Annotated in this window: 17 protein-coding genes; 10 read left to right on the top strand and 7 right to left on the bottom strand. The window is 61.0% G+C overall.

Annotated features, from left to right (window positions below):
- Position 1 precedes the first annotated feature (1 nt).
- The 3 genes from QQJ86_RS03750 to QQJ86_RS03740 all read right to left on the bottom strand — a co-directional run bounded on the left by QQJ86_RS03750 (position 2) and on the right by QQJ86_RS03740 (position 3,947).
- Positions 2-2,170 carry a protein-disulfide reductase DsbD family protein gene (locus QQJ86_RS03750; protein WP_284319572.1) on the bottom strand — a complete coding sequence of 723 codons (2,169 nt, stop codon included), beginning with the start codon at positions 2,168-2,170 and terminating at the stop codon, positions 2-4.
- A gap of 74 nt (positions 2,171-2,244) precedes the next feature.
- Positions 2,245-3,156 (bottom strand): DMT family transporter, encoded by a 912-nt coding sequence (locus QQJ86_RS03745; protein WP_284319571.1) that lies wholly within the window; start codon positions 3,154-3,156, stop codon positions 2,245-2,247.
- Positions 3,157-3,248: 92 nt separating this feature from the next.
- Positions 3,249-3,947, bottom strand: coding sequence for a glutathione binding-like protein (locus tag QQJ86_RS03740; protein WP_284319570.1), 699 nt, complete (start codon positions 3,945-3,947; stop codon positions 3,249-3,251).
- A gap of 106 nt (positions 3,948-4,053) precedes the next feature.
- Between QQJ86_RS03740 and pdxR the strand changes: the two genes are divergently transcribed.
- The 3 genes from pdxR (at position 4,054) to QQJ86_RS03725 (ending at position 7,144) form a co-directional block, all read left to right on the top strand.
- Positions 4,054-5,505, top strand: a complete 1,452-nt coding sequence (pdxR, locus tag QQJ86_RS03735) for a MocR-like pyridoxine biosynthesis transcription factor PdxR (protein WP_284319569.1) — start codon at positions 4,054-4,056, stop codon at positions 5,503-5,505.
- 179 nt (positions 5,506-5,684) lie between these two features.
- Complete coding sequence (locus QQJ86_RS03730; protein ID WP_284319687.1) at positions 5,685-6,674, top strand: TlpA family protein disulfide reductase; 990 nt, start codon at positions 5,685-5,687, stop codon at positions 6,672-6,674.
- A 41-nt stretch (positions 6,675-6,715) separates the two neighbouring features.
- Positions 6,716-7,144, top strand: coding sequence for a cupin domain-containing protein (locus tag QQJ86_RS03725; RefSeq protein ID WP_284319568.1), 429 nt, complete (start codon positions 6,716-6,718; stop codon positions 7,142-7,144).
- On the opposite strand, the gene cutA is transcribed toward QQJ86_RS03725, so the two are convergent.
- A complete protein-coding gene (cutA, locus tag QQJ86_RS03720) occupies positions 7,108-7,437 on the bottom strand; it encodes a divalent-cation tolerance protein CutA (RefSeq protein WP_284319567.1) in 330 nt (109 codons plus the stop codon). The genes QQJ86_RS03725 and cutA overlap by 37 nt on opposite strands.
- A gap of 181 nt (positions 7,438-7,618) precedes the next feature.
- Positions 7,619-8,278 carry a class II aldolase/adducin family protein gene (locus QQJ86_RS03715; protein WP_284319566.1) on the bottom strand — a complete coding sequence of 220 codons (660 nt, stop codon included), beginning with the start codon at positions 8,276-8,278 and terminating at the stop codon, positions 7,619-7,621.
- A gap of 290 nt (positions 8,279-8,568) precedes the next feature.
- On the opposite strand from QQJ86_RS03715, the gene QQJ86_RS03710 reads away from it, so the two are divergent.
- From QQJ86_RS03710 to QQJ86_RS03695, 4 genes are all read left to right on the top strand, one after another.
- Positions 8,569-8,862 (top strand): co-chaperone GroES, encoded by a 294-nt coding sequence (locus QQJ86_RS03710; protein ID WP_284319565.1) that lies wholly within the window; start codon positions 8,569-8,571, stop codon positions 8,860-8,862.
- A gap of 112 nt (positions 8,863-8,974) precedes the next feature.
- The gene (gene groL / locus QQJ86_RS03705; RefSeq protein WP_284319564.1) at positions 8,975-10,618 is read left to right on the top strand and encodes a chaperonin GroEL; all 1,644 of its coding nucleotides are present in this window, start codon (positions 8,975-8,977) and stop codon (positions 10,616-10,618) included.
- 252 nt (positions 10,619-10,870) lie between these two features.
- Positions 10,871-11,650 (top strand): hypothetical protein, encoded by a 780-nt coding sequence (locus QQJ86_RS03700; protein WP_284319563.1) that lies wholly within the window; start codon positions 10,871-10,873, stop codon positions 11,648-11,650.
- Positions 11,651-11,910: 260 nt separating this feature from the next.
- Entirely contained in the window at positions 11,911-12,654 is a 744-nt protein-coding gene (locus tag QQJ86_RS03695) for an MHYT domain-containing protein (RefSeq protein WP_284319562.1), read from the top strand.
- 132 nt (positions 12,655-12,786) lie between these two features.
- Here QQJ86_RS03695 and QQJ86_RS03690 read toward each other — a convergent pair whose 3' ends face one another.
- Both QQJ86_RS03690 and cysG read right to left on the bottom strand, forming a co-directional pair.
- A complete protein-coding gene (locus QQJ86_RS03690; RefSeq protein ID WP_284319561.1) occupies positions 12,787-14,691 on the bottom strand; it encodes an LTA synthase family protein in 1,905 nt (634 codons plus the stop codon).
- Positions 14,692-14,917: 226 nt separating this feature from the next.
- Entirely contained in the window at positions 14,918-16,354 is a 1,437-nt protein-coding gene (gene cysG, locus QQJ86_RS03685; RefSeq protein ID WP_284319560.1) for a siroheme synthase CysG, read from the bottom strand.
- Between the two features lie 303 nt (positions 16,355-16,657).
- Between cysG and QQJ86_RS03680 the strand changes: the two genes are divergently transcribed.
- The 3 genes from QQJ86_RS03680 to QQJ86_RS03670 all read left to right on the top strand — a co-directional run bounded on the left by QQJ86_RS03680 (position 16,658) and on the right by QQJ86_RS03670 (position 19,050).
- Entirely contained in the window at positions 16,658-17,665 is a 1,008-nt protein-coding gene (locus tag QQJ86_RS03680; protein WP_284319559.1) for a LysR substrate-binding domain-containing protein, read from the top strand.
- A 180-nt stretch (positions 17,666-17,845) separates the two neighbouring features.
- The gene (locus QQJ86_RS03675; protein WP_284319558.1) at positions 17,846-18,355 is read left to right on the top strand and encodes a DUF4019 domain-containing protein; all 510 of its coding nucleotides are present in this window, start codon (positions 17,846-17,848) and stop codon (positions 18,353-18,355) included.
- A gap of 173 nt (positions 18,356-18,528) precedes the next feature.
- Positions 18,529-19,050 carry a DUF4019 domain-containing protein gene (locus QQJ86_RS03670; protein WP_284319557.1) on the top strand — a complete coding sequence of 174 codons (522 nt, stop codon included), beginning with the start codon at positions 18,529-18,531 and terminating at the stop codon, positions 19,048-19,050.
- The last annotated feature ends 36 nt before the right edge of the window (positions 19,051-19,086 follow it).

Raw genomic sequence — 19,086 nt, 5'->3', positions numbered from 1 at the left:
GTCATTTCGCCGCCTCGTTCAGGGCCTGCTCGACCAGTGAATACGTCAGCACGGTGGGCAGCTTGCGTCCGGCGCTGCCATCTTTGGAGAACACCACGTACAGCGGCACGCCGGGCGAGTGGTATTCCTGCAGGAAAGCCGAGATGGCCGGATCTTCGTTGGTCCAGTCGCCTTTCATATAAACGGCGCCGGTGCGCTTGAGCAGTGCCTTGAAGTCGTCGCCGCTGAGTACCGCGTGTTCGTTCGCCTTGCAGGTCACGCACCAGTCAGCGGTCATATCCACGAACACCGGGGTGCCGGCTTTGCGCAATTGGGCGAGTTTTTCCGGCGAATAGGCGACGATGCCGTCCGCCGTGCCGGCCGCTTGAGCGGCAGGCGGCAGCGTGGCGAGGTAATACAGCGGCGTGAGCGTGAACAGCGCGAGCAAGGCGACCAGCACGCGGCTCAGCACACCGCGGTTGCGGCTGCGCTCAAACCACCACAGCGTCATCGCCAGCAGCACGGCGGCGACCAGCAGCAGACCGATGGCATCCGCGCCACGCTGATTCGCAAGCACCCACGCCAGCCACACGGCGGTGAGATACATCGGGAACGCAAGGACTTCCTTCAACGTTTCCATCCAGCGGCCGGGACGCGGCAGCCAGCGGGACAATGCTGGGACGAAACCCACGGCCAGGAACGGCAGCGCAAGGCCAACGCCCAAGGCGAGGAACACGCAGATGGCGCTGGCAATCGGTGCGACCAGTGCGTACGCCAATGCGCTACCCATGAACGGCGCGGTGCAAGGGCTCGCCACCACTACCGCCAGCACCCCGGTGAAGAAATCACCCGCCGGCCCGGAGCGGCTCGCCAGCGTGTTGCCGGTATTGCCCAGCGACGCGCCGAACTGCACCACGCCAGACATCGACAGCGCCACGCTCAGCATGATCAGCGCCAGCACGGCGACGACTACCGGATTCTGCAGGTGCGCGCCCCACGCGGTTTTCAGCGCGATGATCACCGCTCCCAACACCACGAAGCTCACCAGCACACCGGCCGTATACATCAGCGCATGCACGCGTCGACGTGCCGGGTTTTCGCCGCTTTCAATCAGACTGATCGCCTTGATCGACAGTACCGGCAACACGCACGGCATCAGGTTCAGCACCAGGCCGCCCCCCAGGGCGAGCAGCAGTGCGTACAAGAAGCTCACGTTGAGCGAGTGGTTCTTCTGCACATCGGCCGGCGGCATTTCCGGTGCGGGATTCGCAGCGGCTTCAATCGTCGTGCCGCCGTTGCCGGTCAGATCGATATGCGCTTCGCGCGTCATCAGCGGATAGCACAAGCCTCCATCCTGGCAACCCTGGAAACTCGCTACGACAGCGAGCGACGTCGTGCCCTTGGTATCGCCGTTGATGGCGACCGGCAAAGTCAGCTCGTCGAAATAGACGGAGGTGTTGCCGAAGTGCGGATCCTGGTGTTGCACGCCAGCAGGCCAAGTCGGGGATAGCGAAAGTTTCGGCGCATCCTTTACTTCAAGCTTCGTCTGGTCGCGATACAGGTAATAACCCTTGGCGATGGTCCAGCGCAGCAGTAGATGATGTGCATCCTGTGCGATGGCGTCGAAGCGGAAAGCTTGTTCTGCCGGCAGCGGCGCATTGTTGGCACCCGGTAAAGCTTGCGTTTGTCCGCCAAATGCAGCTTCGAGCTTGTTTGCAGTTGCAGTTGCAGTCACCGCCGGCAAAGGCAGATTCAGATGCTCGGTATGCGGCGGGTAGCAGATCTTCGGATCGGTCTCGTGGCAACCCTGGTAACGCACGCTCAACGACAGCGTGGTGGTGCCAGGCGCCACGGTGTAAGGAATGGTCGCATCGACGCTGTGGTGATATGTCTCCACGGGGCCGAGATACGGATCGTCATGCTTCTCGCCATTGGGCAGCTGCGCTTCGCCCAGCGTTACGCCGTCGCCGCCTTTGAACGCCATGCGGCCACGATAGAGGTAGTAGTCCTGAGCGATGGCCCAATGCAGTTTCACCACGCCGGGCGTGCTCGCATCGGCAGTGAGTTTGTACGCCTCGGTGACCGGTAGCAGGTTGTCTTCGGCATCCTGGGCGAAGGCCTGCATTCCGAACACGAGCGTGAGCAGAGTAAGCAGATAAGCGGCGACGCGGCCGTAACGAAGCGAGCGCATTCCAACTCCATGCAGTGGGGATCGCGCCAGGCGCGAAGAGGGATTATGGACCAGCTCGCAGGGTGAACTGGAATCTAGGCCTTTTCGACCGCATCCAGCGGCGCGGGTGCCACGGGACGAAGTTTCAACATGCCGGTGGTGAGTGCTACGCCGAGCAGGATCACGACGCTGCCGCCGACCATCGCCAAGGTGATCGACTCGTGCAGGAACATCGCGCCCCAGACCACGCCGAACACCGGAATCAAATACAGCACCGCCATCGAGCGGGTCGAGCCGATGCGCGCCAGCAACCGGTAGAACAGCACATAGGCGAGCGAGGTGCAGGCAGCGGCCAGGCCGAACATGGCGACCCACGCTTGCAGCGTGGGCGATTTGGCTGGCCACAGCCATACCGTGAAGGGCAGCAACATCACCGCGGCGGCCACCTGGCTGCCGATCGCTATCGTGAGCGGCGAGACGCTCTGCACGCGCCGATGGCTGTAATGCGCGCCGAAGGTGTAGCAGATATTGGCGCCCACGCAGGCCGCCATGGCCCAGCCGACTGCGGCTCCTCCGTGACCGAAACCCATGCTCCCGCCGATCAGCCACACCACGCCCGTCATGCCGATCAACAGGCCGCTCGCTTGCGTTGCGTTCAACCGCTCGCCCAGCCATAGCCAGCCGGACAAAGCCACCAACAACGGCGCAATCGCGTCGAAGATGGCTGACAAACCGGCCGGCAAGCTTTGCGCCGCGTACGAAAACAGCACGAACGGCAGCGCTGAATTGCTTAGTCCAATCAACGCGATCGAACGCCAATTCGCGCGCAATTCGGCCAGGCGTTCGCGCGACAGCAACAGCGGTATCGAGCAGATCGCCGCACCGCTTGCGCGCATGCCGGCCAGCGCCATGCTGCCGAACTGCGCTGCACCCATACGCATGAACAGGAACGAGGCGCCCCACAGGGCTCCAAGTAACAGCAATGCGGCGAGGTCGGATTTCTTCATGGCAGAGCTGCTCATAGAGAGGGGCAGTTAAACCTAAGCCTGTACGGTGACAGGGCCTGTCAGCAGACTTCGGTAAAAGCGACGCGGTATGCCTAGGCGCGAACCTTCGCACCCTGGTTGAACAAAATCTTGCGCTCTTCTTCCGAAATCGCCTGCTTGGGCGCATACACGTTCTCGACACCTTCATACGTGCGCAGCGTCGCGGGCCGCACTGCCATGTTTTCGAACCAGCGCTTGAGATGGGGAAACTCGGCGAGGTTCTGTCCATGTGCTTCGTGCGGAACGATCCACGGGTAACAGGCGATATCGGCAATCGAAAATTCGCCGGCGATAAATGGGCGATCGGCCAGCCGACGATCGAGCACGCCGTAGAGCCGGCTGGTTTCGCGCGTGTAGCGGTCGATGGCGTAAGGCACTTTTTCCGGCGCATACACGTTGAAGTGCCCGATTTGCCCGGCCATCGGCCCCAGGCCGGCCATCTGCCAGAACAGCCACTGCAACACCTCGGCGCGGCCGTGCACGTCTTGCGGAATGAAGCGCCCGATCTTTTCGGCCAGATAAAGCAGGATCGCGCCGGATTCGAACAGCTTCACTGGCTCACTGCCGCCGGCCGGCGCGTGGTCGATGATCGCCGGGATCTTGTTGTTCGGCGAAATGGCCAGGAACTCGGGCTTAAGCTGCTCGCCCTTGCTGAGGCTGACCGAGACAATGCGATAGGGCAGCTGCGCTTCCTCCAGGAACAGCTTGGCTTTCAGGCCGTTCGGGGTAGCGGCGAAATAGAGATCGATCATGACGGGCTGCTCCGTGGAGGTTGAGGCCATCCTAGGTAATTAGGTGGTCTTGCAAAAGGACCACATCAGGGCAAATCTACGGGTCCAGTTTGGTCGGGGCTACGGTGTGGAGCATCCCTTTGAGTTTCCGCTCGAATTGCCGGACCGCGGCTCGCGTCAGCGCATGGCTGCACTGCATGGCCAATTGCGTGCTGCCATTCTCGACGGTCGTTTGAAACCCGGACTGCGTTTGCCGGCGACGCGGGAACTGGCCGAAGCGCTGGAAGTGTCGCGTAACACCGTGGTGGCGGCGTACGACCTGCTGCTTGGTGAGGGTTACATCGAAGCGCGGCGCGGCGCCGGCAATTTCGTTGCCGATCTCGTCATGCGCCGTAGCGACCGGCGTGATGCACGCGCTAACGCATCGACAATCGACGACAGGCTGGCCCCGTATTGGCGAAACTTTGCCAGCCTACCTGCGCCGATGCATGCGAGCGGCTTTGCTTATGACTTCCGCTTAGGCATTCCCGACAGCCGATCCTTCCCCTACGACATCTGGCGGCGACTTTCTGCACGAGCGTTGCGCAATCTGTCCAAAGCCGCGCCGCTTTACGATGTGGCGGCAGGGCGTTTGCCGTTGCGCCAGGCGATCGCGCAACACATATCGTTTGCACGAGCCGTGTCGTGCGAAGCGGAGGACGTGGTCGTGACCAGCGGCGCGCAGCAGGCATTCGATCTGCTGGCGCGCGTGCTTGTCACACCGGGGCGCACGGTAGTGGCAGTGGAAGATCCTGGTTATCCACCGTTGCGTGCCGTGTTTCTCGCCGCCGGTGCACGTGTGCTCGGCGTGCCGGTCGATGAGGAAGGGCTGATCGTCGAACAGCTTCCGCATGACACCAACGTGATCTACGTGACGCCTTCGCATCAGTTTCCGCTCGGCGTGGTGATGTCGCCGCGCCGTCGTGTCGAGTTGCTGGAATTTGCGCGCACACGCAGCGCCTTGGTGATCGAAGACGACTACGACAGCGAGTTCCGCTACAGCAGTCGGCCGCTGGATGCGTTGCAGACGCTGGATCGCGACGACACCGTGTGCTACGTCGGCACGTTCTCCAAATGTCTGTTTCCCACCTTGCGGCTCGGTTACGCGGTCGTGCCGCCATGGCTGCGCACCGCGTTCGTCAATGCCAAGCATCAGGCCGATTGGCATGGCGACATCCTGGCGCAGGACACGTTGGCTGCATTCATTGCCGAAGGGCATCTTGTGCGCCACGTGCGGCATATGCGCAAGGTGTATGCGGAGCGTCGCAATGTGTTGCTGGATGCATTGCAGCGATACGGGAAGGGCAGGCTGCAGGCGTATGCTTCCGATGCGGGTTTGCATCTCGCCGCGACGCTGGATGCGTCGGTCGATAGTTCGGGGTTGCTTGCACGCGCGGCAACAAATGCAATCAATCTGGAGTCGTTGGACGGATATACGAAGGACAATCCTGTCGCGAACGGCCTCGCCTTCGGCCTCGGCATGATCGACGTGGCACGCATTGATGAAGGCATAGCCAAGTTGATGAGGTTGGTTTCGTAGGTTGGGGTGCAAGCCCCAACATCACCATATATGTCGTATCACGATGTTGGGGTTTGCACCCCAACCTACAAAAACAAAACCAGTGGTCCACCTGAATTGCCGCAAAGTGGCTCTGTAAGACCCGCTGAGCAAATTGCGAGCATGCACGCACCTCATACAAGGAGATGATCGTGCGTATCATGGTTCTTCTGTTGTTGATGTTGGTCAGCGCGTTGGTCCAGGCTGAAACAGGCGAGCAGCATGCGCAAGCCGCGGCGCACGGCTTGATCGGTACGCCAGCGCCCAGGCTGGTGCTCAAAACGATCGACGGTCAAACCATTGATCTGGCCAGCTACTACGGCAAGAAAGCGGTGTACCTGAAATTCTGGGCCACCTGGTGCGTGCCGTGTCGTGAGCAAATGCCGCATCTCAAGCATGTCTACGAACAGGCAGGATCGGATATGGCGGTGATCGCCGTCGATGTCGGTTTCGATGACACGGTGGAAGATGTGCGCCGCTACCGCAGCGAGATGGGTTTGAAGATGCCGATCGTATTCGACGACGGCAGCGTCGGCGAGGCATTTCACTTGCGCGTGACGCCGCAGCATGTGGTGATCGGTCGCGATGGTCGCATTCTGTATATCGGTCATGAAGCGAATGCGAAGCTGGATGCGGCACTATTGGCTGCGCGCAAATCAGCATCGCCCAATACGGTTGCTGCTGCAGCGGTGAATGACTCAGAAGTTGCGGATAAGCAACTGCCGAATTTGGCGGTCCCTACGCTCTCGGGCATCACGTTTCAATTGGATGCCGCGAACAACCATCCCACCGTGCTGGTATTCATGTCGCCGTGGTGCGAGACCTATCTTGCACAAAGTCGCCCGGCCGTCGCTGCAAGTTGCCGCGCAGTACGCGAGCAGGTTACGGCGCTGTCGCGTGACGACCATGTGCGTTGGCTTGGTGTGGCGTCCGGTTTGTGGGCGGGCAAAGACGATCTGCGTGCGTATCAACAGGAACATCATTTGACGATGCCCTTGGCATTGGACGACTCAGGCGCACTGTTCCGTCGCTTCCGCGTGATGCATGTACCTACCTTGCTGGTGTTCGATGCGCAGGGAAAGCTAGTGCAGCGTATCGAAGGTGTTGATGCGCAGTTGGGCGATGAATTGAAAGCGCTGTCGGCGATTTGAATTCCGCATATCGCGCACGTCGTGCCGAAGGAGAAAGATCCATGCGCTACATAACAGCTATTGCTCTATGCATGGCACTCGATGTGACTGGCACTAGCCTGGCGGCCGAAGAGCACGCATTGCTGTCGTCGCCTTTGACGGCTGTCCGTGACCGAGAGCTGAAAGCGATCACCGTGACATATGGGCCCGGGCAATCCTCAGGCCCGCACCGGCACGGTGGTGACGCATTCGTCTACATGCTGAGCGGCCATGTACGCAGTCAGGTGGGCAGCGATGTTGTGCGCACGTACGGCCCAGGTGATAGCTGGTTTGAGCCGATGGGAGCGCATCACGTCGTCAGCGGCAACGCGAGCACTACGGAGCCAGCGACCATGTTGGTGGTTTTCGTCGCGACTCCCGACGCAACGCTGACGGTTTGGGATCGCGTGGGCAATCAATCGCCGCCAGCTGCACGCACCCAATCCAGATAAGGCACATGGCCGCGTTCCACCGGTACTGCGATCAACTCAGGCAACTCGTAAGGATGCAGCGCCAGCACGCGTTCCTTTAAGGCTTCAAAGCGTGCAGCGGTGGTTTTGATCAACAGCAGCTCTTCGGTATCCGTGGTGACTTCACTTTTCCAGCGATAGGTGGATTGGATACCGGGAATGTGATTCACACAGGCGGCCAGCCGTTCACCGACCAGCGCTTCGGCCAGATGCCGCGCGCTCTCGGCGTTCGGACAGGTGCAATAGCAGAGCAGCACGGGATCGGTGGCGGTCATGGCAACAGTGCTCCGAACTTAAGGAAACCCCAATTTGCCGTCATTCCAGCGAAAGCTGGAATCCAGTGTCTTTATGTCGAAAAGTCACTGGATCCCAGCTTTCGCCAATGGGATGACGAATGTTGGATCCCCGCCTGCCAAAATACCCTTAAGTTCGAAGCATTGGTCATGGTGGGTCTGCTCATGCGGACGATTTGTTGCGGGACATCAGGCCGTAGTTGCCGAATTTTTCCAGCGCTTGCGCAACCTCGGTATCAGTCAGCAACACCGGCTTGCCGATTTGCAACGCCAGGGCGTATTGCCTGGCCAGGGTTTCCACTTCCACCGCCCGCCACATTGCCTGTTCCAGAGTGGGGCCGGTGGCAATCATGCCGTGGTTCGCCATCAGGCAGGCCAGGCGCCCTTCCATCGCGCGCATCACCGCGTCGGAGAGTTCCTGGCTGCCATAGGTGTAGTAGTCGGCACAGCGGATCGAATCGCCGCCGCTCACCGCGATCATGTAATGGGCTGCCGGGATTTCGATGCGGCACATCGATAAGGCTGTGCTGTGGGGCGGATGGGCGTGAACGATCGCGTGAATGTCGGGGCGTGCGGCGTAGATATCACGATGGAAGCGCCATTCGCTGGAAGGGCGCACCCCCTGTGCATGGCTGCCATCCATCGCCACCTGCACCACGCCATTGGGCGTGATTTCCTCGTAAGGCGTGCCGCTGGGGGTGATCAGAAAACCCTCGTCGTGGCGCACGCTCAGGTTGCCGGAGGTGCCCTGGCTCAGGCCCGAGGGCGTCAGCTTCAAGCCGTAGGCGACGACTTGCTCGCGTAATGTCTGGTCCCTGGTCACTGCGTGGTGCTCGTTTGCTGAGGTGGAAACGGGGCATCCTCGGCATTTTTGCGGCCGCTGTCGATCCTTCGGGATCCCTCAATTTCCAAACTGCGTCGTTTCGTTGGCAGCCCTTGAAAGCCCTCCCGAATCCCCCATTAACCCAGGCACGACCTATCCGGCCCCTATTGCAGGGGTTTTTTTGGTGACTAGAATTGGCACTCACGTACCTCGAGTGCTAACAAGGCCACCAAGGCCGGCCCGGGGTTCTCGAATTTTTTCATCCTCAAGCCATAGCTGGAGTTCAACTCATGAGCAAACTGCGTCCGCTGCACGATCGCGTCATCGTCAAGCGCCTGGAGGAGGAGCGTGTCTCCGCCGGCGGCATCGTCATCCCCGATAGCGCCACCGAAAAGCAGACCCGCGGCAAGGTAATCGCCGCTGGCGAAGGCCGCATCCTGGAAGACGGCAAGGTTCGCCCGATGTCGGTCAAGACCGGCGAAACCGTGCTGTTCGGCAAGTACTCCGGCCAGGAAATCAAGATCGACGGCGAAGAGCTGGTCTTCCTGAAGGAAGACGACATCGTGGCAGTGATCGAAGGTTGATTCGACGCGACGTGTGCGAAAACCAAGACCGCACCCCGTCGCCTTCGGCTCCTTCCGCAGTTTCTCGCAAGATTTTCCGTATTTAATTTAAATTTTTTGAGGCAAAAAATTTATGGCCGCTAAAGAAGTCCGTTTCGGCGAAGACTCCCGCGCACGCATCCTCAAGGGCGTGAACACCCTCGCCAACGCAGTGAAAGTCACCCTCGGTCCGAAGGGCCGCAACGTCGTGCTCCAGAAGAGCTTCGGCGCCCCCACCGTCACCAAGGACGGCGTGTCCGTTGCCAAGGAAATCGAGCTGGCCGACGCCTACGAGAACATGGGCGCCCAGATCGTCAAGGAAGCCGCTTCCAAGACCTCCGACATTGCCGGTGACGGCACCACCACCGCCACCGTGCTGGCCCAGGCGTTCGTGCGCGAAGGCCTGAAGGCCGTGGCCGCTGGCATGAACCCGATGGATCTGAAGCGTGGCATCGACAAGGCCGTGGTCGCTGCGGTGGAAGAGCTGAAGAAGCTCTCCAAGCCCACCGCTGACGACAAGGCCATCGCCCAGGTCGGCACCATCTCCGCCAACTCCGACGTTGCCGTCGGCGACATCATCGCCACCGCCATGAAGAAGGTCGGCAAGGAAGGCGTGATCACGGTTGAGGAAGGTTCGGGTCTCGAGAACGAACTCGACGTCGTCGAAGGCATGCAGTTCGACCGCGGCTACCTCTCGCCGTACTTCATCAACAACCAGCAGAGCCAGCAGGTCGAGCTGGACGATCCCTTCATCCTGCTGCACGACAAGAAGATCTCGAACGTGCGCGAAATGCTGCCGATCCTCGAAGGCGTGGCAAAGGCTGGCAAGCCGCTGCTGATCGTCGCCGAGGAAGTGGAAGGCGAAGCGCTGGCCACGCTCGTGGTCAACACCATCCGCGGCATCGTAAAGGTTGCCGCCGTGAAGGCGCCGGGCTTCGGCGATCGTCGCAAGGCGATGCTGGAAGACATGGCCATCCTCACCAACGGCCAGGTCATCTCCGAAGAAGTCGGCCTGCAGCTCGACAAGGCCACGATCCAGGACCTGGGCCGCGCGAAGAAGGTCGTGGTGACCAAGGAAAACACCACCATCATCGACGGTGCCGGCGAAGCCGCGAAGATCCAGTCGCGCATCGGCCAGATCAAGGCGCAGATCGAAGAGACCTCGTCCGACTACGACCGCGAGAAGCTGCAGGAACGCGTGGCCAAGCTGGCCGGCGGTGTGGCAGTGATCAAGGTCGGTGCTGCGACCGAAGTCGAAATGAAGGAAAAGAAGGCCCGCGTTGAAGACGCCCTGCACGCTACGCGCGCAGCTGTTGAAGAAGGCGTGGTGCCCGGTGGTGGCGTGGCGCTGATCCGCACGCTGAAGGCCATCGAAAACCTGAAGGGCGACAACGAAGACCAGAACCACGGCATCGCCATCACTCGCCGTGCGCTGGAAGCTCCGCTGCGCGAAATCGTGGCCAACGCCGGCGCCGAGCCGTCCGTGATCGTCAACCAGGTCAAGGAAGGCAAGGGTAACTACGGCTACAACGCCGCCACTGGCGAATTCGGCGACATGATCGAGTTCGGCATCCTGGATCCGACCAAGGTCACGCGTTCGGCGCTGCAGTACGGCTCCTCCGTGGCTGGCCTGCTCATCACCACCGAAGCGATGGTGGCCGAGCTGCCGAAGAAGGAAGAGCACAGCCATGGCGCTCCGGGCGGTGGCATGGGCGGCATGGGTGGCATGGACTTCTAATCGTCCTTCCTCCGTTACGTGCATTACTGAAAAGCCCCGCGCAAGCGGGGCTTTTCTTTTATGTGTTGCGTTGTGCGCGCGATCCAAAAACTAAAAGGCATTGCGCGCCAAGCACACGCAATGCCGAAAGTGGTTATCGATTTCAAAATGCGCGCCGACTTTTGCGAGGACTATCACACTTCACGCGGACCAAAGGTTCGTAATTTTCACACTTCGTTTGCCAGCATCGACGAAACAGGGAGAGCTTCATCGATGATCGAGCTGGAGATCCAGATCCTTTCCGATCGCCGGGAAGGATTGCTTGTGGAACTTGGCCGTGTCGTGGTCGCCAGCGGTTTTACTTTGCTGCGCCAACGCGTGTACCAGGACAGCCAGGGCGCGTGGCTGGTCATGGTGGTGCGCGGCGAAGTGGAGCGGCAGCTTGGCCTGGAAGAGCTGCTGGCCACACACAATCGCGTACTGAGTTTCGAAGCAACATTGCTGGCGCCGGGTGCTGCCGCGCCGGTGGGCGTTGCACCATTACCTGTGCCACGCGCGCCGAATGGTGCAACGAACGGCTCGCCACCATCGCTTGCAGCTGTCGGCCCCGACGTGAGCAAAGTGGAAACCGTGCTGCCGCAACTGGCGCGTGATTACCCGAAGATTTTCCCCTGGCTGTTGGCCTTGGAGCACGAAGTCGCTGCTGAAGCACGGGAAGCTTCGCTGCTGCTTGCCGGCCGGCGTACGGGTATCTGGGTATACAAGCGCGATTACGAAATGGGCGGCAAGCTCGGCTTGATCGATTCGATCAAGCGTATCGCGTCGCCGGCTCTTCGTGCACTGGTGACTGTCGACGTGCGCGAGCGCCACGTCCACATCCAGAACTGCCCGCTGTGCCCGCCCGGCGGCCATTCCGGTTGCAAGTTCTTCAGCGGTTTCCTCGAAGGCATGTTGGGCGCTTCCGCCGCGCCGCAGACTGTCTTCGTGCGCAATGTGCATTGCCGCAGCCATAGCAGCGGCGCGGGTGACTGCATTCTCGAAGTATCCCATTGATGCGGGCGTGGAGGGCGCGCGTATCAGTGAGAGCCATGGAGCGGCTCACAAACCACCGGATGTCGCAGGTTTTACCCGGCCGATGTCCGGCATGTTGCCGATGAAGTAGTCCAGCAAGACAGGAAGTACGGTGCAGTACGTGTCCGGCCGACCGCACTCCCGGTGAGTCCGTGACCGTGCGCCAAAAAAAAGCGACGTGCGATGGGGCTGATCGTGCGTTTCGCATCGACTAAAGCTATTGCGATCGGAGGGTGCAAGCCATGTCTGCTCATCAGCATTACAACCTGTTGTTGGTCTTGCTGTCGTACGTGATATCCGTGCTTGGATCGTTCACGGCCTTGCAACTGGCCGTGCTCATTCCTCTTGCCAGAACATCGCAGCAGCGCATAGCCGCCGTGCTTGCGGCGGGCGCAGCAATGGGTGTGGGGGCGATCTGGGCGATGCATTTCATCGCCATGCTTGCGTGCGACATGGGCATGCCGGTGAGCTACGACCCGCTGCTGACTGCGCTATCGGCTGTCATCGCGTTTGCTGCATGTTCGCTGGGCCTGTCCATTGCCAGCAGTGGCGCCTTTAGTTGGGCCAAACTCGCCGCAGCCGGCATCTGCATGGGGCTGGGTGTGACCAGCATGCACTATCTGGGTATGGCGGCCGTGATAATGGGCGCATACACGAGCTACGACATGAATCTGGTGGCGACATCGATGCTTATCGCCATCGTCGCATCAGTCGTCGCGTTGTGGTTGGCGTTCAATCTGCGCGGTCCGTTGCAGATGATCGGCAGCGCACTGGTGATGGGGCTCGCCGTATGCGGCATGCATTACACCGGCATGGCTGCGTTCAACATCGATGAAAACGGCGGACAGGCTCCAGCCGGTGTGGCGGGCGGCATGCGCGGCGATAACCTAGGCGCCACCATCTTTGTCGTCACTTTGGTGCTGCTGATTGGTGCATTGATCATTCACTACAAGCGTCAGCAGCGACGTGCGGCGATCAGTATCTGAAAGCGAGGAATCGTCTATCGGGAATCGGAAGCGTGACTACAAAACCGCGCTTCCGATTCTCACCATTACAACATCGCCAGATACGGACGGGGATCCACAGGTTTGCTATCACGATGGATCTGGAAATGCAGATTAGCGATGCATGCCCATAGCCGCCGCCGCGCGAGTGCCTTCTTCTTCGCTGTCCTGCTTGGCCACCACGGTGCTGGGCGGTAACAAGCTTGCTGGTAGCAGTTTGTCGAGCTTGCCCTTCATGCGCAGTACGGTAACGCTGGCCATGTCCTTATCGAACAGCTCCTGCTGCGCGTCGAGCGATATCGGTGTTGCGCCTGGTGCGCGCGTGAGTTGAGCGAGCGATGGTGCCAGCACCTGCGTAAGCGCGAAGTACGCGTCGTCGTGGATGCCTGCACGCTCGAGCAACAGCCCCGGCAGCATCCATGAGGCCATGTCGGTCCGCTGTGGCTCGCCCGGATTACGCGGATCGATCAGCAGCCATGTGCCTGCTTGCGACAGCATGTTCTGGCCATCCACAAAGCCCGTGGCGTGATACGCGCCGACCAGGCCCGGTAGATGGTCACCGTAGAACAACAGCAGAGTCGGACGGCTGCGCTTGGCGAGCAGATCGGCCAAACGGCCGAGTTCCTGGTCCGCGTGGCGCATGTGATAGAGATAGTTCTGCAGCTCCAGCTTGTCCTTGCTGTCGACAACGGCCGGCACTGGAATCGCGTCGCGTGCAGCGCGATCGTTCGGTACGGTGTCGTAAGGGCCATGCCCTTCGAGACTGATCGCGAACAGAAACTGCGGCGCGCCGGCTTCTTTCAATTGCGCCATGATTTCGTCGGTCATCGCGCTGTCGGCCATGTATTTGCCGTCCATGGGCGCGCTCGCAGGGAAGCTCGATTGCGAGACGAAGCGATCGAAGCCCAGTGTCTTGAAGGCGGTATTGCGGTTCCAGAACGTGGGGTCGTTGCCGTGGATCGCCACCGTTTCATAGCCGTGGGCGCGCAGCGTGCGCACCATGCTCGGCACGACCTTGTCGTTCAATTGCAGATACGGAAACTGCATGTTGCCGAAGTAGCGCAGCGACAACCCGGTGAGCATTTCGAACTCGGTGCGGATAGTGCCGCCGCCGAAGGTGGGTACGTGCAGCGGACCGCTCATGCCCTGCGCCGCGAGACGGTCGAGGTTGGGTGTGAGCTGCACATTTTCATAACCGCGCATGATGCGCGGGTTGAAGAACGATTCGCTCTGGATCACCACGATATCGGGCAATGCCGTGCCTGGATCGACCGGCGTCTGCATGCGTGCACGCACCGCGTCGCCGGTAGTTTGCAGCAGGTTGTTGACCGCGCCGGGATCGACTTTTTGTTTGGTGCGCCGGTCTTGCAGATGGAACATCACCAGCGAGCTGACCAGGCCGGAGTGGCTGGTGGTCGCCGATGCCGACCAGGGTTCCATCCACAGCTTCTTGCCGTTGTAGAAATTGCCCCACCCTGGCATGCCCAGCAGCAGGGTGGCTAACATGGCGCCAAGCAGCGCGCCGGTAGTGACGCGTTTGCCACTCGTGTGTGACGCGAACAGCGGTGGCTCAAGCCGCCACATCGCCGCAACCACCGCGATGCCGCCAAGCAAGGCCAGATAAGGCCAGGGGCTGTGCGGCAGATAGCTGCCCAACACGTGGAGGCCACCCTTGCGCAATTGCTCCACCATGCGGAAGTCCGCCGGCAGCAACGGTATGCCGAGATTGGCCACCTTCAGCGCATTGACGCCGTACATCACCGCCTGAGCCAAAAACGCCAGGCCGAAAGAGAGCAACGTACGCCGGGTCATCACCAACAGCAGCAGCGCCAGCATCAGGCCAGGCATGGCGTTGGCCAGCGGGAATGCGGGCTGCGCGAACAGCTGGGATGCGGCCACCCCATCGTTGCCGTCCAGAAAGCCGGTCAGCAGAACGAACGCCGCCATCATCGCCAGCACCAGAACGATGCGCGTGGCGACGGTGCGTTTTGACAACAGCGTGGAGGAAACGAAAGCCATGCAATCCGTGACCTGTCATCCTGGAGGATACGGACTGTAACGTGATTGACATGAATCGGTTGTCACCCCTCGGGCAGGGGATCGGGCGGATTCATGCCGGTTTATGATGGATTTACAGGAATTTAGCGAAAGAAATGGGCCGCCATCGTGCCATGGTGGCCCATCCCGCGTGTCAACAACGGCTTGGGCAAGATATGCGTGTTACTGAACCGAGGGGTAGCACCGGCTACGCCGCATCGGCCAGCGCGGGCGCAAAGGCAGGCTGCAAGAGCGGATCACCGAGTAACTCGCCAAACCAATGCGAGACATTGGCCTGTGCCGCCACCTCACCCAGGATGAGCAAGGCGGGCGCTTGAATCGCATGGCGCGTTGCGAGAGTCGGCAACTCGCCGAGTTTGCCGGTGAGTGTCCGTTGCTGCGGCAGCGTACCGTTTTCGATAAGCGCGAATGGGGTGCTTGCAGCGCGTCCATGCGCGATGAACTGGCGGGTTAGCTCATCGAGTTGACCCACGCCCATGTAGACCGCGAGGGTTTGCCGCTCGCGCGCCAGTTCCGACCAATCGAGCGTGTTGAACGATTGCTGGCAATGAGCAGTCACCAAACGCACGGACTGCGCATGCTCGCGATGCGTCAACGGCACGCCGCTGTATGCCGCGCAGGCGAGTGCAGCGGTTATGCCTGGTACGATTTCATAGGCAATGCCGTGCTCGCGCAGAAACTCCAGTTCTTCGCCGCCGCGTCCGAACACAAACGGATCGCCACCTTTCAAGCGAACCACGCGACATCCTGCCTGAGCGTGTTCGAGCATCAGTGCATGAATCGACGCTTGGGGCGTGTGCGTGCTGCCGCCCCGTTTGCCAACGGCGATGCGCACGGCATCGCGACGCGCAAGATCAAGAATCGGCTCGCTAATAAGTGCATCGTGCAGAATTACATCGGCTTCGTTCAATGCGCGCAAGGCACGCAAAGTAAGCAAGCCTGGATCGCCGGGGCCGGCGCCAACCAGCGCAACAGAGCCAATTGTTGTCGGCGCTGCGCCTTCGGCTAGCGCGGTCATCAATTGGTGTTCCGCATGTGCGGGTCGGTCTGCACGCAGCTGTGCATGCACAGGACCATCGTGCAGCCAATCGTAGAAACGTCGGCGCGCGGTGAGATCCGCATAACGGGCGCGAATACGTGCGCGATAGCGCTGCGCAAGTTGCACCAGCGAGCCGAACGCAGGATCCAGCAAGCCTTCGATCCGCTCGCGCAGGCGACGTGCCAGCATCGGCGCTGCGCCGCCGCTGGAGATCGCAACCAGGAGCGGGGAGCGATCGATCAATGCTGGCACCTGGAAACTCGACAGGGCGGGATCGTCCACGACGTTGACCAGCCGCTGCCTGGCTTGTCCGTCGGCGGCAATGCGCGCGTTGAGCGGACGCGAACGCGTGGCTGCAATCACCAGCCAAACGCCTTCCAGCCAGTCGGTTTGATAAGTACCTGCTTTGTATGCAATGCGTCCTTGTCGCACCCATTCGCGGAGCTCAGGCACCAGCATCGGCGCGCCCACGGTAACCCTGGCGCCGGCCTTTAGAAGCATGGTCGTTTTTCTGGCCGCTATGTCGCCTCCACCCACCACCAACACGTGGCGGTCGTTCAAGTCGGCGAACAATGGATAGAGCATGGATCGGGTCCGCAAAAACAGGCTGGACGGCCACGCTAATGCCCCAAGGCGCCCTGATGGAAATGGTCGCTGGGACGGAAGATATGCCGGTACGGCATAGGCTTCGCCATCACGCAGAATGGAGTTATAGATGTATAGACGTCCAAATAACGCTGTGTTAAGGTCCGGAGACGACCGGTAACAGGGCCGGTATTTGTAGGTGGGGATCGTGATGAAACGCTGTCCAGGGTGGTTTGTGAGCTGTATGTGCTTTGCCATGCGCCGAGCACAACCCTGCATGCATTTCATCCCGGAGCCGATCTCATGACCCTCACGCAACTGCGCTACATCGTCGCCATCGCCGACGCCGGTCTCAACATCACTCTCGCCGCCGACAACGTCCACGCCACCCAGTCCGGCATCAGCAAGCAGCTCAAGCAGCTCGAAGGTGAGCTGGGTTTTCAGGTGTTTACCCGCCGCGGCAAGAGTCTGGACGCGATCACACCCGCCGGCTCGCAGGTGCTTGAGCGGGCACGCACCATCCTGCACGAGGCGCGCAACATCCGTGCGCTGGCCGCCAATCTGCGTGAAGAAGCCCAGGGCGAGCTGTCCGTAGCCACCACACATACGCAGGCGCGGTTCGTGCTGCCGGAGGCGATCGCCCGCCTCAAGCAGCACTACCCGGAGCTTGGTGTGCACATCCGTCCGCAGGGCGAGGGCCGCATCATCAGCCTGTTCGAGAGCGGCGAAGTCGACCTGGTGATTGTCAGCACCAGCGGGCAGGCGCCCGAAGGCGGCATCGCGGTACCGCTATTTCGCTGGTATCGCCGCGCGGTAGTGCCGCAGGGCCATCCGCTGGCCAAGCTGGGGCGTCCGCTGCGTATCCAGGACCTGGCCGAGTATCCGCTGGTGAGTTACGAGTCCTCCCTGCAGTCTGAATCGTCGCTGCGGCGTGCCTTCACTGCCGCATCGCTCACTCCGCGCATTGCTTGCACCTCCGCCGATGCGGATCTGATCAAGACCTACGTGCTCGCCGGCCTGGGCGTCGGCATCCTGGCCGAAATGGCCATCACTCCGGCGGATGCACGCGAACTGGTTGCGCTGGACATCGACGGTCTGCTGCCGGTGTGCACCAGTTGGATGGTGCTGCGTCGAGACCATGTACTGCGCAGCTATGTGGCGCAGCTCGCGCGACTGGTGGCCCCGCAGATCGATGAGGCGGAACTGCGCCGCGTGGTCGCCGGGCATGCCGAGCCGAATTGGCCCGCGCCGCCGTTATGGAGCGAACTGCAGCAGCGCGGCGTGCGGCGCACGACATCACGCGCAGCGTAACGGGCTGGTTTATTCCCTCGTGTCCGGGAGCGTGCTGAGCCGCTGCCGGACAATCATTTGAGGTAAATCTGAGCGCGGCTGGTGCGTGGGCCGTGACAGGATGAATGCGTGCCGTTTACGCGGCGCAAGCATTCACGTGGGACCCCAGGGTCACTACCTCATTCTTCACGGAGGAAATCCATGACGCACACCGCCCGTAACCGCTCATCTTTCACCAAGCGCGCACTGCAAGGCTGCGCCCTGTCCGCCGCACTGCTTGGCGCCAGCGCAGCGCTTGCACAACAGGCTCCTTCGGGCTTGGAAAAAGCCGTCGCCACCGCAGCCAAGTGGGCCACACAAGCCGACGCCGGTCAGGCCGACGCCATGTGGAAGGCCAGCAGCGACACCATGCAGAAATCGGTAAGCCAGGCCGATTGGACGAAATACATCGCTCAGGTTCGCAAAGAAGCAGGCGCTGAACAGAGCCGCGCATGGCTGGCGGTCAACAAGGTCGATAACCCAAAGGGCATGCCGCCGGGCGAGTATCTCAACGTGGTCTACAACACCAAGTTCGCCAACGCCGCCACGTTCGAAACCGTTTCGCTGACCAAGAGCGGATCGAGCTGGCAGCCGGTGGGCTATATCGTGCGTCCCCAGCAGCCGGCGAAGGCTCCGGCAAGCGGCGTAGCGCAGCCTGCCGCCAGTAAATAAGTGGGTTCCTGTAGGTTGGGGTGCAAACCCCAGCATGGCCATGCCTCACGGAATCGCGATGTTGGGGTTTGCACCCCAGCCTACGACTAGCGTCCCAGCCTAATATGATCCGCGAGTTCGCTGTGGCAGCGTCACCAGCGAGTCCCCTCACGGTTTCAATCAGGAGAATGCTTATGGCACGTAAAACCTCGGCGACGGCCAAGCGGATGATCGGTGGTGCGCTGGCAACGTTGCTGTTGGTCGCTGCGAGCGCGGCAATGGCGCAGAGCATGGACTTGGACAAGGCCGTAGCCACCGCGGGCAAGTGGATCGCCCAAGCCGATGCCAATCAGCCGGATGCGATGTGGAAGGCGAGTAGTTTCGTGCTGCAGAAGAGTGTTACGCAGGAGAATTGGGGCAAATACATCAGCGGCCTGCGCGACAAGGCAGGTAACGAGCAGGAGCGCAGCTGGGTTGCGGTGAGCAAGATCGACAATCCGCAGGGCCTGCCCGCCGGCCAGTATCTCAACGTGATGTACGCCACCAAGTTTGCGAAAGCGATGACGCTGGAAACCGTGTCGATGGCCAAGGGCTCATCCGGTTGGGAACCGATCGGCTATGTAGTGCGTGAAGCGAATCCGGGAGGTGCGGCAGTCAATAACGCCAATGCCACCAAACCTGCCGTTGCGCCTGCACAACCTGCGGCAGGCAAATAATTTAAGTCACCGCGAAAGCCGCTTCCTCTTGTGAAG

The organism is Dyella acidisoli (assembly GCF_030160295.1).
Lineage (GTDB): Bacteria > Pseudomonadota > Gammaproteobacteria > Xanthomonadales > Rhodanobacteraceae > Dyella_B > Dyella_B acidisoli.
Note: the sequence above shows the minus strand (reverse complement) of the source record. Positions and strands in the feature narration are given on the sequence as shown.